Below are 14,014 nucleotides of genomic sequence, written 5' to 3'. Positions count from 1 at the left end.
CCTTCCTGCATGAATGCCTCACTGATCGCCACCGAATACTGCTGACCGCTGATCGCGACATTGCGCCGAGACCGACTTCAAGAATCACCGCCACCATGACTGACAAACTCCCCTTCCTGCCCTTTGCGCTGCCCGAGATCGGCGAGGAGGAAATCAACGAAGTGGTGGACACACTGCGCAGCGGCTGGGTCACCACCGGTCCCAAGGCCAAGCGCTTCGAGCAGGCCTTTGCGGAGTTCCTCGGCGAGCCGCAGATTGAATGCGTGGCCGTCAACTCCGCCACCGCCGGCCTGCATCTGGCGCTGGAAGCCCTGGGCATCGGCCCCGGTGACGAGGTCATCACCACCACCCACACCTTCACCGCCACTGCCGAAGTGGTGCGTTACATGGGGGCGGACGTGGTGCTGGTGGACATCGACCCCAAGACGCTGAACATCGCCATCGACCAGATTGAAGCGGCCATCACCCCCCGCACCCGGGCCATCATTCCGGTGCACTACGCCGGCCTGGCGGCGGACATGCTCTCGCTGCTGGACATTGCCCGCAAGCACGGCCTGAAGGTGGTGGAAGACGCGGCCCATGCGCTGCCGACCACCCTGGAGAAGGAGCTGATCGGCACGATGGGCAGCAATGCGACCGTGTTCAGCTTCTACGCCAACAAGACGATGACCACCGGCGAAGGCGGCATGCTGGTGACGCGGGATGCCGAGCTGGCCAAGCGCGCGCGTGTCATGCGGCTGCATGGCATCAATCGCGATGCCTTCGACCGTTTCACTGCCAAGGTGCCAAGCTGGTATTACGAGATCGTCGCGCCGGGCTTCAAGTACAACCTGACCGACATTGCCGCGGCGCTGGGGCTGCATCAGCTCAAGCGGCTGCCGGCTTTCCAGCAGCGCCGCGAGAAGATCGCGCAGCGCTACTTCGAGGCACTGGCCGACCTGCCGCTGATCCTGCCGCCCCAGCCGGTGGAAGGCGACACCCACAGCTGGCACCTCTTTGTGTTGCGCCTGTCGGATGAAGCCGAGGTCAGCCGCGACGAATTCATCGAGCGCATGTTTGCGCTGGGCATCGGCTGCAGCGTGCATTACGTGCCGCTGCACCAGCATCCCTACTGGCGGGAGCGGTACGGCCTGACGGCGAAGATGTTCCCGCATTCGCAGAAGGCCTACGAGCGCACCGTCACCATTCCGCTCTACACCGCCATGACCGATGCCGATGTGGAACGGGTGATCGCCGCGGTGCGCCAAAGCCTGGGTGCGGCTTGAGGTTGGCGCGGCATGGGTAAGCGTCTCTTCGATCTGATCTGCGCAGGCCTTGGCCTGCTGCTGCTCAGCCCGCTGCTGCTGGTGGTGGCCGTCTGGATCAAGCTGGATTCGCCCGGACCGGTGATGTTCCGCCAGGAGCGGGTGGGCCGCTTCGGCCGGCCGTTCCGCATCCACAAGTTCCGCACCATGCGGGTGGATGCGCCGGCGCTCGGGCCGCAGATCACCATCGGGGCGGATCCCCGGATCACCCGCAGCGGCCGCTTCCTGCGGGCCAGCAAGCTCGATGAACTGCCGCAGCTGTGGGACGTCTTCCGCGGCGCGATGAGTCTGGTTGGTCCTCGGCCGGAAGTCCCGCGCTATGTGGCCCTGTATCCGGCGGATTTGCGGGAGGTGGTGCTGTCGGTGCGGCCGGGCATCACGGATCCGGCGTCGCTGAGTTTCCGGAATGAAAGCGAGCTGCTGGCGCAGGCGGCGGATCCGGAGCGGGAGTATGTGGAAGTGGTCATGCCGGCCAAGCTTCGGCTGGCGGCCGACTATGTGCGCCGCGCCAGCCTGGCGACGGATGTGCGATTGATCGTGGCCACGCTGGGCGTGCTGCGCCGGTGAGATTGATGACGATGAACTGGTTGTCCCTGGATGCCTTCCTGACCCGCATCCGACCCTATCGAGAAACCCTGGCCCTGGGCCTGGACATGGCGGCGGTGGCGCTGGCCTGGCAGGCGACCTATCTGTTCCGCCTGGGTTTTGAGCGCTGGTTCAGCGCCCGGCCCGGCTATGACGGCTGGGTGATGGCGGGGGTGGTGGGGGTGTATGGCCTGCTGCTGTGGCTGCTGCGGGTGCCCAAGGGCATGTGGCGCTTCTCGGGGTTTGGCGAGGTCAAGCGCCTGGCAGCGGTCTGCGTGACGGCTGGCCTGATCAGCGCGGTGGTGGTGCTGATGGCCCAGCTGGCGGCGGTGCCGCGAGCGGTGCTGGCGCTGCATCCCGTCTTCACCCTGATGGCGCTGGCCATGATGCGCATGGGCTACCGGATGCTCTATGAGCACATGCGCAGCCGCATCAGCGGCAGTGCGCAGGAGCAGCGTCGTGCGCTGGTGATGGGCGCCGGCGATGCCGGCCGCCTGCTGGTGGCCGGCATTCAGCACCAGGCCGGCTGGGTGGTGGTGGGCTATCTGGACGATGCCCCGGAGAAGCGCGGCGCCCGTGTCGGCGGCGTGCCGGTGCTGGGCGCGCTGGAAGAGGCGCCACGCTTTGCGGATCTGCATGGCATCACCCATGTGATTGTGGCTATGCCGGCGGCCAGTGCGGTCCAGCGGCGACGCGCGCTGGCGTTGGCAGGTGAGACCTCGTTGCCGGTGCTGACGGTGCCCAGCAGCGAAGAACTGCTGGCGGGACGTGCGGTGAATCAGGTGCGGGACATCGAACCGGAAGACCTGCTCGGACGTGAGCCGGTGCAACTGGATGAGAACGGCATCAGCGACTGCATCAGCGGCAAGGCGGTGCTGATCACCGGCGCGGGGGGATCGATCGGGTCGGAGCTGTGCCGGCAGGTGGCCCGTTATGGCCCGTCGCGGCTGGTGTTGCTGGAGCTGAGCGAGTTTGCGCTGTATTCCATCGAGCAGGAGCTGAGCGAGAAGTTCCCGCATCTGCCGCTGGTGCGGCTCATCGGCGATGTGAAGGACCTGCCGCATCTGAAGTTTGTAATGCAGAAGCAGCGGCCGCAGGTGGTGTTCCATGCGGCGGCCTACAAGCATGTGCCGCTGATGGAAGAAGACAACGCCTGGTCGGCGCTGCGCAACAACACGCTGGGCACCTATCACGCCTGCGTGGCGGCGGCGGAGGCAGGGGTCGAGCGGTTCGTGCTGATCAGTACCGACAAGGCGGTGAATCCGACGAATGTGATGGGCGCGACCAAACGCGCGGCCGAGCTGGTGATCAGCCACATGGCGGCGCAGGGGCATCGCACGAAGTTCATGGCGGTGCGCTTTGGCAATGTGCTGGGGTCCAGCGGCAGCGTCATTCCGAAGTTCAAGGAACAGATCGCCAAGGGCGGTCCGGTGACGGTGACGCACCCGGACATCATTCGCTACTTCATGACGATTCCGGAGGCGGCACGGCTGGTGCTGCAGGCGGCGGCGATCGGAGAGTCCGGGCAGGTGATGGTGCTGGACATGGGCGACCCGGTGCGGATCGTCGATCTGGCGCGGGACATGATCCGGCTGGCCGGGCGCAGCGAGCAGGAGGTCGGCATCCGCTTCACCGGGCTGCGGCCGGGGGAGAAGCTGTACGAAGAGCTGATCGCCGACGCAGACACAACGCTGCCGACGAAGGTGGCGCGGGTCAGGATTGCGCGCCTCGGGGATCTCGGTGCAAATGGCACAGTAGTGGCTTGGGTGCAGGAGGCGGCGGGGAGTAGCGAGTGGTCGAGGGAGACGGTGGTGGAGGGGCTTAGGCGGTTTGTGCCGGAGTACGGGGCCATCGGGGGCGACCCGAGTGCGACACAAATCGACGGCCGGTAAGCCGGCCAGCCTTCGATGGCTTTCGGGGGACGGATCTTCGGAGGGCCTGATTTGCCACGTCCTGGTAAATGCGTCCAAGGTCACCCGACACTGCTGATAATGCAAGCATGCAGCGGGCCCTCCGAACCGTCGCACAACTTCCTTCTGATCTCAGGCTCATAGACCCATGGTCCGACTCCTTGCATGTCCTCGGAACTGCCTCCCATGAATCAACGTATCAGCTCCATGGCGGCGTTTGCCTTTGACGCCATTGCAGCGCGTTCGCGGGAACTGTTGAGTGCGCCGTGCTGGATGTTTGTCATTGGCCTGAATATCGCGTTGCAGGCGCCGTTCTGGATTCTGAAGAACTTCTACAGCTTCCAGCGACCCCTCTTCAACGAAGACCTGATGCTGGCCGTTCTGGTGTTTGCCATCGGTGTCCGACTGGGGTGGCTGGTGCTCGCCGCTGTATTGGTGGTGGATGGGGTTCGCATTGCATCGCTGAATTACCACTTCCTGAATATGGCGGACTTCGTCGGGTCGGTCCGGTTCCTCAGCATGATGAACCTCGCGCCGTTCTTGACGGGGGCCGCTTTGATGCTGCTGGTGATGGGGGTGTTGAACCTGCTCACTCTGGTGTTGATGTTCAAACGCTGGCGTGCATCGATGGCTGTGATTCAAGCCCTCTTGCTCGCGGGAGTGCTGCTGGCAGACGGCATGAACGGATCGATGCAGATTGGGGGCATCGGGCGGGACAATCTGCGCGAACCTTACAACGTCGGAGGCAGCCCGGTCTGGAATCTCTACAAGATGCAGCAGGCGGTGGTGCCTTCCCAGGCCTCGGGGCTTCAGGCGATTCCGTCCCACGCGCGCGACAGCATTTTGCGATGGCATGCCTCGCACCCGTCCGGCAGCATTCTGCTGGTGTTGGTGGAGTCCATGGGGCAACCGGTGAACTCGCAGTTGCGCGACTGGCTGGCCCGGCAGATCCGGACGACTGGCGTGCAACAACGCTGGAAGCTCTCAGACGGGACCGAGCGGTTTTCAGGCTCCACCACGCACGGCGAACTTCGTGTGCTGTGTGGACTGGACGGTTCCTACGAGATGCTCGGGTCTGCCAATAGTGGCTCCTGCCTGCCTCATCGACTCGCTGACGAACATTTCACGGCTACGGGGTATCACGGGTTTCAGCTGTCAATGTTTGACCGCAATCGTTGGTGGGCTGTGGCCGGCCTGAAAGCACATGCGTTCGATTACCAGCAGAGTCCGGTTGCGGTGAAGGATTGCCACGCGGTGTTCCATGGCATTTGCGACCAGGAAGTCTTGCGTACGGCCCTGGCGTCGGTTCAGGCCCCCAGACGTATGGCCTATGTGGTCACGTTGGACACCCACCTGCCGTTGTCCAATCGTTCGGTGCAGACACGCGAGTTGGCCGCGCTATGCGCGCAGGCGGATGTCGGCGAGGCCAGCTGCGCCCTGACTGATCAGCTGGGCACCTTGCTGCGAGGCATGGCGGACCAGCTCGAGGCCAGCGCCTCGACGCCCTATGTGGCCGTGGTGGGGGACCATGCGCCCCCCTTCATCCGCACCTCCGACCGCCAGGCATTCCTGGCGCAGGAGATTCCCTACTTCCTACTCGAGCCTCACGGCGAGGCTGAGCGAGACACTGCCGCTGCAGCGCCCTGAGCGGTGGCAGGGCGCCGCACGCAGGACGCCAGGATCTTGGTAGTCCCGGGCGGGGGCGTCAGTCGAGGCCGACGATCCTGATATCGTTGTTGCACAGGGTCTTCATGACCATATGACCGAACATCAGATGGATGTCTTCGCACATCTGCATGTCGAACGAAGGCACGAGGATGTGCTGCTTTGCCAGGGGCAACAGCTTGCCGCCGTCGTAGCCCACCACCGCCAGCGTATCCGCACCATGGGCGTTGGCGTATTCGACCGCCTTCACCACATTCGCCGAATTGCCGCTGCCGCTGATGGCAATGACGAGGTCGCCTTCGTCCATCATCGATTTGAGCTGGCCGGCGAAGACTTCGTCGTACGAGATGTCATTCGCAAAGGCGGTGATGGCGCCAATGTTGTCGCACAGCGAGATGCCCCGGAACTTCCGGCCGGTGGCCAGATTGATCATCTTGTTCCAGTCGGTGATGTAGTGCGATGCGGTGGACGCACTGCCCCCATTCCCGCAGGTGAAAATCTTCTTGCCAGCGTCGAACTTGCTGCGGATGAGGTCGATACCCGCCTGGAAATGATCCAGGTTCATCGTGCTGGCCACTTTGGCGTGGGCCGCGAAGTAATTGGCAACCGTGAAGGGAGTAGTCATGGGAATTCGATTCAGGCGGCAGGTTGGTAGAACACGATCTGGGCACCTGTACGGTCAAAGTTGAACTTTACCGGCTGCAGATCGGACAGGGCTGCGGTGATGGCCGCATGGGTGTGAGGGGGCGCAAAGAACATCATGAAGCCGCCGTTGCCCGCACCCAGCAGCTTTCCGCCGAGCGCGCCATGGCGCATCCCTGCTTCATACCAGCCATCGATCTGGGGATCGCTGATGCCGGCGGAGAGCTGGGTCTTCAACTGCCAATTCTCGTCCAGGATGGCGCCGAAGTGATCGAGCGTGCCGGATTCAAGCTCAGTCTTCAAATCGAAGGCCAGTTGCACCATGCGACGCATCAGCGCCTTGCGATCGGGCGAAGCCAGCGCCTTGGATTGCTGCGCCAGCACGGCTGAGGCGCTGCGCGTGCGGCCCGTGAAGAACACCAGCGTGGAGTCCTCCAAGGTGGTCAGCAGCGAGGGGCTGCAGATGACCGGATCCACCGACACCGACTCGTCTGGGTGAAAGCGGATCAGGTTCAGGCCGCCAAAGGCTGCCGCGTACTGGTCCTGCTTGCCAATCGGCTCACCGCAGCGGTCAATCTCGATCTCGCAGGCTTGGCGGGCCAGCGTTGCTTTGGAGGCGAACTGGTTCTTGTAGGCATACAGCGCATTGAGCAGGCCGACCGTGTAGCTGCTGGAAGAGCCCAGGCCCGATCCCTTGGACGGAATATCCGCCATGGAGGCGATCTCGATGCCGCCTGGAATGCTCAGAAGTTGCAACGCCTCGCGCACCAACGGGTGGGCCACCTGGGCCGGCGTGTCGACCTCTTCCGTCTGGTTGTAGCTCAGCCGGATGCGGCCGTCGAATTTAGGGTTGACGGCGATGTACATGTACTTGTCGATGGAGGTCGACAGCACCGCGCCTAGTTCTTCGCGGTAGAAGGCAGGCATATCGCTGCCGCCACCGACGTAGCTCATGCGCAGGGGGGTCTTGCTGAGAATCATGACAGGCGGGTCGTGCTCGAAAGGTGATGCGTCGCCTCATTGGCGCTGGCGCGGACGGCAGGAAGCTCGTCGCGTTCGCGGGAATCGAGGCGGTGTTGCAGGTCGGTGTCGTTCTCGCCGCGCCAGACGTAGTCGGCGGTCAGGCGGGCCCGGCGCTCGTCGTCAGGCAGGTCCAGGAACACGCGGACATCTGCCAAGGCATTCAGTGCATCGTCCATCAGGGCGGGGACACCCTCGACGATCAGCAGGTCTTGCGGGCCGATCGACACCGGCCGCCCAGGCAGGACCTCCCGGCTCTTGCGCGCATAAGACGGCACCTGGATGACGTGGCGTGCGCTGGATGCCAGCACCGGCATCAGCGTCGCCTTGAAGGCGTCCAGATCGTAACGCTGAAGGACGCCGCCGCCTTCGGCGCGCTGCGCAGCGGGGCGCAACCAGCCGTCCAGCGACAGCACATGCACGGCGGTACGGGCGTCTCGCAACTGCTCCGCCAGCACCCGCGCGGCCGAGGATTTGCCCGCCCGCGCCGGGCCGGCGATCAGCACCAGTCGAGCGGTAGCCGCTGCGGCGCTGACAGGCAGCAACTGATGCGACAGGGCGGGATGGCCCTCGAGGATCCAGTGGACCGCTGCGCTGAGGTCCGGCATGACGTAGTCCGCGTCGATCGGGTATTTGCCGTCCAGGCCGGCATGGCCGGTGCGGACCAGCACCGTGCGCAGGCCCGCACGCTGCCCGGCCAACAGATCACCGGTCGTGTCACCCACCATCCAGGATTGCCCCCGGCCGATGCCCAGCTCACGGATGGCGCGGTCGATCATGCCGGTGCGCGGCTTGCGGCAGTCGCAATCGATCTTGAGCGCGGGCACCTCGCCAGGGAAGCCCCGGTCTGGATGGTGGGGGCAGACATACATCCGGTCCAGGTAAGCCTTGCTGGCGCCGAGCTGATGGTCGAGCGTTGCGTGAATGCGCGCCAGTTCGGCCAGCGTTACGTCACCGCGGGCCACGACCGGTTGGTTCGTCACACCCACCGCCAGGACCCCTGCGCGATTGAGCATCCGCACCGCGTCGCCAGCGCCGGGAATCAGCTGGAGCTGATTCGGGCGGGAGAGATGATGAACCTCCACGTTGAGCGTGCCGTCGCGGTCCAGGAACACCGCGGTTCGCGGCTGACGGCCCGACAGGCGCTCTGGCAGGCCGACGGTGATGTCCCGCTCCACTTTGTCCAGACGCTCAGGGGTGCCCATGTCCTTGATGTATTCCGGCGTGATATGCGCCAGGAGTCGCAGGCCCTTGTCCAGCATCGCGGGGAAGGTGTGTTTGGCGAGGTCGGACTTGCGATCCAGCGGAATGACATCCGGCAGCAGGGACCGTTCCATCACATACAACGCCGCATTCACCAGGTTGCGATACGCCGCTCCTTCCGGATGCGGGTAGGCATGCACGGCTAGCACCCGTCCTTCATCATCCACCTCCACGAGATCGGAATCATGAGGATGGTCGTTGGGATGCAGCAGCAGCGTGGCGGCCGCCTCGGCACCGATGTGATGGCGCCAAAGTGCCGTCAGGTCGACGTCCGCGTAGGTGTCGCCATAAAGCACTAGGAAGCGACGGTCCATGGTGTCGAGCGCGTCCACCAAAGCACCGGCGGTGCCGCGCGCCTCGCCTTCCACGCAATAGTGCAGTTCGACACCGAATGCACTGCCGTCCCCAAAATGGGCGCGGATGGTTTCATGCTCGTAATGCACCAGCAGCGCGATGCGGGTGAAGCCGTGCCGTCGACACAGTTCGATCTGGTGCTGGAGCACCGGGCGGCCATGGATGGGCGCCATCGGCTTGGGCAGGCTGCCGGTGCGCACTTTGAGGCGGGTACCCATGCCACCGGCAAGGATGGCGACGGTGCAGGGTCCGAAAGACTGAGTCATCGGCATCAACCTTTGCGCAGCAGCAGGTGGTGAAACACCCGCTCCTGAATGGAGGCGGGAACGATGCGCCAAGTGGCGATCGCCAGCAGGCCCAAGACACGGCGCGGCAACTGACGGGTGCTGAAATTCTTGGTACGCGCGCGCAGATTGAATTGCCAATGCTGCGGGTTGCGACGCGTCGACTGTTGGCGGTAACGCACCAGCACCTCCGGCAGATTGGCAAATCGCGCGCCAAGGTTCAGCAGACGCAGCCAGAGATCCAGATCCTCCGCAAAGCGGAAGCTGGGGTCATAGGCTCCGGCGCGTTCCAGCACCGCCCGCCGCATCATCACGGTGGGGTGCGCAATGGGCGTCGTGGTTTGAAAGCGGCGCTCGATGGTCTCGGCGTCGACGGGGTACTCGCGCACGGCAATGACGCCGCGGTCCGCGCTGAAGATCTCCAGACCGCCACCCAGCACATCGACGTCGGGGTGCTGATCCAGGTAGGCGACCTGACGCTCCAGCCGGTGCGGCAGGCAGACATCGTCGGAGTCAAACCGTGCGATCAGGGGCGCGCGGGCCTGGGCGATGCCCAGGTTCAAACTGGCGGCCAGACCGATGCGCGTGTCCGGGTGGATATAGCGGAAGCGGGCGTCTCGCTCGCACAGCGCGCGACACGTGGCGGCCGCCTCAGGTTTGGTGCTCTCGTCGATCACGAGGCATTCGAAGTCTTGCAGGGTCTGCGCAGCGATGCTGTCCAGGCTGGCCGTCATGATCTCTGCCGATTCATTGAAAGCCGGCATGACCACGGTGACGCGAGGCACCGCGCGGGGCATTGGGGAGGAGTCAGACATGGAAGAGGTCACAGACATGAAGGCGCCGCTCAATACCCTTGCTGGCGTGCGATCTCATCAATGGCCCGCTCGACGGCGCCGACAGAGCTGAGACTCGGCTGCCAGCCATAGGCCTGCATCTTGTCGGTCAGGTAGGTGAATTTGGGAACATCACCCACCCAGCCCTTGTTCCCCTGGCCGAAACTTAGCGCTGCTGCAGGAGCCACCCGGGCAACGACCATCTCGGCAATGCGCCGCACCGTGATGCCCTCGTCCGTCGGGCCGATGTTGACCAGTTCAACTTTGTGATCGGTCCGGCGGTTTCGCACCATCAGCATGGCCTTCACAAGGTCCGACACATGCAGATAGGCTTTCTGCTGCGTCCCGTCTCCCAGCACATCCAGGTTGTCCGGCGTGCGGGCCAGCTTGTTGATGAAGTCCAGGATGACGCCGTGGGTGGCGGGCACCCCCACCACATTCGGGAAGCGGAACAGATTCACCCGGCTCAGGAAGCTCTCCGCGGCGGCGCTGGCCTGAGCCTCGGAAGCCAGCTTCATGGCGCCATAGTTGGAAATGGGCAGCAGAGGTCCCAGTCCTTCGTGCAGCGGCTGACTGCCCAGATCCCCATAGACGGCGGAGCTGGAGGCGAAGTGAAAATGTTTCACCCCATGTGCGCGCATGGCTCGGAGCAGCTCAAAGGTGGTGCGGAACGTGTCCTTGAAGTCGACATCGCTGTCTTCCACGCCGGCTGGAATGTCGGAGTTGGCTGCCAAATGCCAAACCTCATGGAGCCTGCCCAGGGCCGCCGACTGTTCAAAGGCACGGGCCGTGGCGGTGCGATCGGCCAAGTCCACATCGATCACATGCAGACGCTCGTGTGCGGGAAGGGCCTGGCGCAGGCCGCGGCAGAAATTGTCCGCCACGACGACCACCGCGCCTTCATCCAACAGGCGAGGGACCAGGTTCGCGCCGACAAATCCGGCACCGCCGGCCACAAAGATGACTTGATTCATGAGAGAAGTGTCCCTGGAGAAAATGCTTGTTATCGGAGTGGGTCACTGCGGGGTGGTGCTGCGACGCGGGGCCGATTGTCCCCCTTGCAGCCGTGCAGATGCAGCTCCGGCGCTCCAGCGGCGCATGAGAAAGTCGCGTATTCCTTTGAGCATCCAGCCCACGCGCTCCACGCCGCGATCTAGGATGAAGGGGTAGACCAGGAATTTCGGTGGCAGCAGGGCCCCCAGCCGTACTTTGGAATACAGCGGCACATGTCGGAAGGTGAGCAGCCGCAGCGTATCCCGGAACTGGAAGTAGTGGCGGTAGGGCGCGGGTACGTGATAGTGCATGCCCAGCACGCTGCGCTGCGCCAGCCCTAGACGATGTGCCATGGGCACGTTGGACAGCTTGTACAGGCGCCAGCCCTTCTGGCCCATCCGCCAGCACCAGTCGAAGTCGACAAAGTCCAGGAAAAGTTCCTCGGAGAAACGGTCCTCGGGGTTCAGGTCCTGGATGGGGAAGAGCATGCCTGAGGTAGCCAGGCAGGTCACCGGCTGGGCCTCGACCTGGGGACGGATCGCAGGCAGGCCGCTCTTCTCCAGCACCGAGTCGTCCAGCATCAGCGGGCCCACCGCGCAGCGCGCACCGCCCAGCGACTGGAGGCCATCGGCCAGCGCCTGCAGAAAATCAGGGCCGGGCGTGCTGTCCTGATCGAACAGGATGACGGCATCGCACCCCAGCGCTCGCGCCTTGTCGATGCCCTGGTTGAGCGCTGCACCCAGGCCCTTGTTGTGGCCGTCCTGCAGCAGGGTCAGCTCGGGACAATCTCCAAAGTCGTGGCCGCCGGGCGTGTTGTCCACCACGATAACGGCCTGGCAACGTGCGGCCAGCGGCGCGACCCTGTCGCGGAAGGCAGCGTCGGGCCGATAGGTCGTGTAGATGGCCGCAATTCGTTCAATCATGGACAGCAGTCAGTGAAGCAGTGATCAGGCAGCCGGAGACCCGGACGTCGGGGAGGGGGAAGGCGGCGGTGCCGCAAGAGCGGACGCGCCTGCCGCAGTAGCCATGGGCCCGGACCGACGCGGGTTGAGCGGAAAGAGATGCACCAGCAACATCGTGGCGATGATCTGGTTGGTGTCCAGGATGTAGGGGTTGCTGATGCCGGAGAGCATGTAGAGCCAAAAGATGAGCCGCCCTTGCCGGTTGAGGGTGCGGCGCGCGCAATACAGCAGCGTCGCGCCGTAGATCGCCGCGCCGATCAACCCCAGTTGATAGCCGACGAACAGCGCCTGCAGTTCAATGTAGAGACTGTCCGAATAGTCGTTGATGCGTCCATTCGGGAATCGGCTGCCGAGACCGGCACCGGTCAGCACGGCCGCCGGGAATGTGTCCGTCGCGCGGACGACGGCATCGATCTGGTCAAAGCGCACCCCCATCGAAGAGCCCGCGCCATCGAACTTTCGGGTCACTGAAGAGATGCCGACGTCGGAGTTGGCCACCGCCACCACCCCCAGCAGGCTGAACACGGTCAGCCAGGTACGGGTGTGGGTATAGAAGTAGGCCTTGAACCGAAGGAACACGGCCAGCCCGGCCATCAAGAAATAGGTCAGGTTGCCGGCCGCCAGCAGGCCCAGAACGGCCATTGCCAGCCCCCACCGACGCAGACGCGAGGGCGGTTGCCACAAGCACACGGCAAACAGCAGCGGGATCAGCGCATTGCCGATCACCTGCACGCGGTAGTAGAGCCCATCCAGCGTGTAGACGTCACCCCAGTCGCTGGTAATGGCGTAGGCCCGCACGGCGCCCCCCATGAGCGGATCCTGCATGACCGACAACGTGAGGGACAGGATCGCGATGGAAACCGCCTGCAGCGCAACGGGGAACAAGGCCCAGGCGGGTGACACCGGTTGGGACCGCACGCCAAAGGCGACCAGCGTGGCGATGGTGATGACCAGAAAGCGCAGGCCGACCGACACCTCGTTGCCGAGGAACACGGACACGACCAGCGAGATGCAGCAATACAGCAACATCGGCAGCACCGCCAGCGTGACGCTGCTGACGCGCAGGGTGCACAGCAGGATCAGCAACGCAAAAGGCGCTGTGAGACTGCTCAGGCCCGGCACCTGCGCGTGCCGGGTCAGCAACAGTGTGGCCAGCCCGAACGCGATCGACAGGCCGAGCGTCACACGCGGGCGCGGGCTCTGCAGCGATGCATCCGCCGTCCAGGTCCCGGGGCTCTGCGAGGCGATGCTCATGGGGCTCTCATGGCGTCAGGCCAGCCAGTAGATGAATGCATGGTCCGGGCGGATACCGCGGGAGAGCAGGTAACCCAACCGGCGCACGGCGCCGCCCTGTTCGGCACTGATGGCCCTTCGGCATTCGGGCACGTTCAGGGTCGGCCACTGACGGGACATCAGGGCCGTCAGCATGCCCAGCCGCAGAGACCGGGACGCGCGTGCCTGCGTACGGAACTGGTCGATCGCCTTCAGACGGCCGACCAGGCGTTGCAGCAGTGGCCCGCGGCGGGCCACGCCACACTGGTTTCGGCCGTGCTGGCGGTAGAGCATCAACGGTTGCTCAATGGCCTGGATGCGGCCGGTGTACTTGGCCACCATGCCGACCCAGTAATCATGCATTGGTGCGGCCTCAGGCACCGGAAAGGCGGCGTCGAGCAAGGCGCGGTTGCCCATCATGGTGCAGCCGGCCACAACGTTGATCACCGGCAGCCCTGCGAGGTCCCGGGCATACGGGCGGGCCTCCAGGGTGTCCCAGAAGGAATTGGCGGTAGGTGAGAGGGCGGCATCGGTGACGGTCATGTCGCAGAACACCAGCCCTGGCGTGCCGGCAGGGCAGTCCAGCGCCTGCAGGCGCTCCAGGGAGGTGGCGAGCTTTTCAGGCTGCCAGACATCGTCCTGGTCGCAGAATGCAAAGACCGGCGCCGTGACGTGCGCGCTCAGGGCGTTGAGGCACCGGACGGTGCCGAGATTCCCCAGGCCGTCCTCGATCAAGAGGAAGCGGTCAGGATGAGCTGCCTGATACGAGCGAAGGATCTCCAGCGAGCTGTCCTTGGAGCCGTCGTCGCGCATCAGGCAACGCCAGGCGCTGTACGTCTGCGCAAGCAGGGAGTCCAACTGCGCCTGGAGAAACTGGCTGCCGTTGTAGACCGGCAGGAGGATGTCGATGGGTAACATCGGCAGAAC

12 protein-coding genes are annotated in these 14,014 nt (G+C 64.5%); 4 read left to right on the top strand and 8 right to left on the bottom strand.

What is annotated here, in order from left to right; all coding sequences use genetic code 11:
* Positions 1 to 95 precede the first annotated feature (95 nt).
* The 4 genes from FHS28_RS12845 (at position 96) to FHS28_RS12830 (ending at position 5,446) form a co-directional block, all read left to right on the top strand.
* Positions 96 to 1,265, top strand: coding sequence for a DegT/DnrJ/EryC1/StrS family aminotransferase (locus FHS28_RS12845; RefSeq protein WP_088451030.1), 1,170 nt, complete (start codon positions 96 to 98; stop codon positions 1,263 to 1,265).
* A 12-nt stretch (positions 1,266 to 1,277) separates the two neighbouring features.
* The gene (locus FHS28_RS12840) at positions 1,278 to 1,871 is read left to right on the top strand and encodes a sugar transferase (protein WP_088451028.1); all 594 of its coding nucleotides are present in this window, start codon (positions 1,278 to 1,280) and stop codon (positions 1,869 to 1,871) included.
* Positions 1,872 to 1,882: 11 nt separating this feature from the next.
* Positions 1,883 to 3,781, top strand: coding sequence for a polysaccharide biosynthesis protein (locus tag FHS28_RS12835; RefSeq protein ID WP_088451501.1), 1,899 nt, complete (start codon positions 1,883 to 1,885; stop codon positions 3,779 to 3,781).
* Positions 3,782 to 3,985: 204 nt separating this feature from the next.
* Positions 3,986 to 5,446: an alkaline phosphatase family protein gene (locus FHS28_RS12830; RefSeq protein ID WP_184294729.1), complete on the top strand. Its 1,461-nt coding sequence runs from the start codon at positions 3,986 to 3,988 to the stop codon at positions 5,444 to 5,446.
* A 58-nt stretch (positions 5,447 to 5,504) separates the two neighbouring features.
* Here the strand turns inward: FHS28_RS12830 and FHS28_RS12825 are convergent, their stop codons facing one another.
* Genes FHS28_RS12825 through FHS28_RS12790 form a run of 8 tightly spaced genes read right to left on the bottom strand, consistent with a single transcriptional unit; the run spans position 5,505 to position 14,005 of the window.
* Positions 5,505 to 6,089: a D-sedoheptulose-7-phosphate isomerase gene (locus FHS28_RS12825; protein WP_088451023.1), complete on the bottom strand. Its 585-nt coding sequence runs from the start codon at positions 6,087 to 6,089 to the stop codon at positions 5,505 to 5,507.
* A gap of 11 nt (positions 6,090 to 6,100) precedes the next feature.
* Positions 6,101 to 7,087 (bottom strand): GHMP family kinase ATP-binding protein, encoded by a 987-nt coding sequence (locus tag FHS28_RS12820; protein WP_088451021.1) that lies wholly within the window; start codon positions 7,085 to 7,087, stop codon positions 6,101 to 6,103.
* The gene (locus tag FHS28_RS12815) at positions 7,084 to 9,009 is read right to left on the bottom strand and encodes an HAD-IIIA family hydrolase (protein ID WP_184294726.1); all 1,926 of its coding nucleotides are present in this window, start codon (positions 9,007 to 9,009) and stop codon (positions 7,084 to 7,086) included. Before FHS28_RS12815 ends, FHS28_RS12820 begins: the two co-directional genes overlap by 4 nt.
* Before the next feature lie 5 nt (positions 9,010 to 9,014).
* On the bottom strand, positions 9,015 to 9,842 hold the full coding sequence (locus FHS28_RS12810; protein WP_246410024.1) for a glycosyltransferase: 828 nt from the start codon (positions 9,840 to 9,842) through the stop codon (positions 9,015 to 9,017).
* 29 nt (positions 9,843 to 9,871) lie between these two features.
* Positions 9,872 to 10,834 carry an NAD-dependent epimerase/dehydratase family protein gene (locus tag FHS28_RS12805; RefSeq protein WP_088451015.1) on the bottom strand — a complete coding sequence of 321 codons (963 nt, stop codon included), beginning with the start codon at positions 10,832 to 10,834 and terminating at the stop codon, positions 9,872 to 9,874.
* 42 nt (positions 10,835 to 10,876) lie between these two features.
* The gene (locus FHS28_RS12800) at positions 10,877 to 11,776 is read right to left on the bottom strand and encodes a glycosyltransferase (RefSeq protein WP_088451013.1); all 900 of its coding nucleotides are present in this window, start codon (positions 11,774 to 11,776) and stop codon (positions 10,877 to 10,879) included.
* A 24-nt stretch (positions 11,777 to 11,800) separates the two neighbouring features.
* Complete coding sequence (locus FHS28_RS12795; protein WP_088451011.1) at positions 11,801 to 13,069, bottom strand: hypothetical protein; 1,269 nt, start codon at positions 13,067 to 13,069, stop codon at positions 11,801 to 11,803.
* A gap of 15 nt (positions 13,070 to 13,084) precedes the next feature.
* Positions 13,085 to 14,005: a glycosyltransferase family 2 protein gene (locus tag FHS28_RS12790; RefSeq protein ID WP_088451009.1), complete on the bottom strand. Its 921-nt coding sequence runs from the start codon at positions 14,003 to 14,005 to the stop codon at positions 13,085 to 13,087.
* Positions 14,006 to 14,014 lie beyond the last annotated feature (9 nt).

The organism is Roseateles terrae (genome assembly GCF_014192155.1).
Lineage (GTDB): Bacteria > Pseudomonadota > Gammaproteobacteria > Burkholderiales > Burkholderiaceae_C > Roseateles > Roseateles terrae.
Note: the sequence above shows the minus strand (reverse complement) of the source record. Positions and strands in the feature narration are given on the sequence as shown.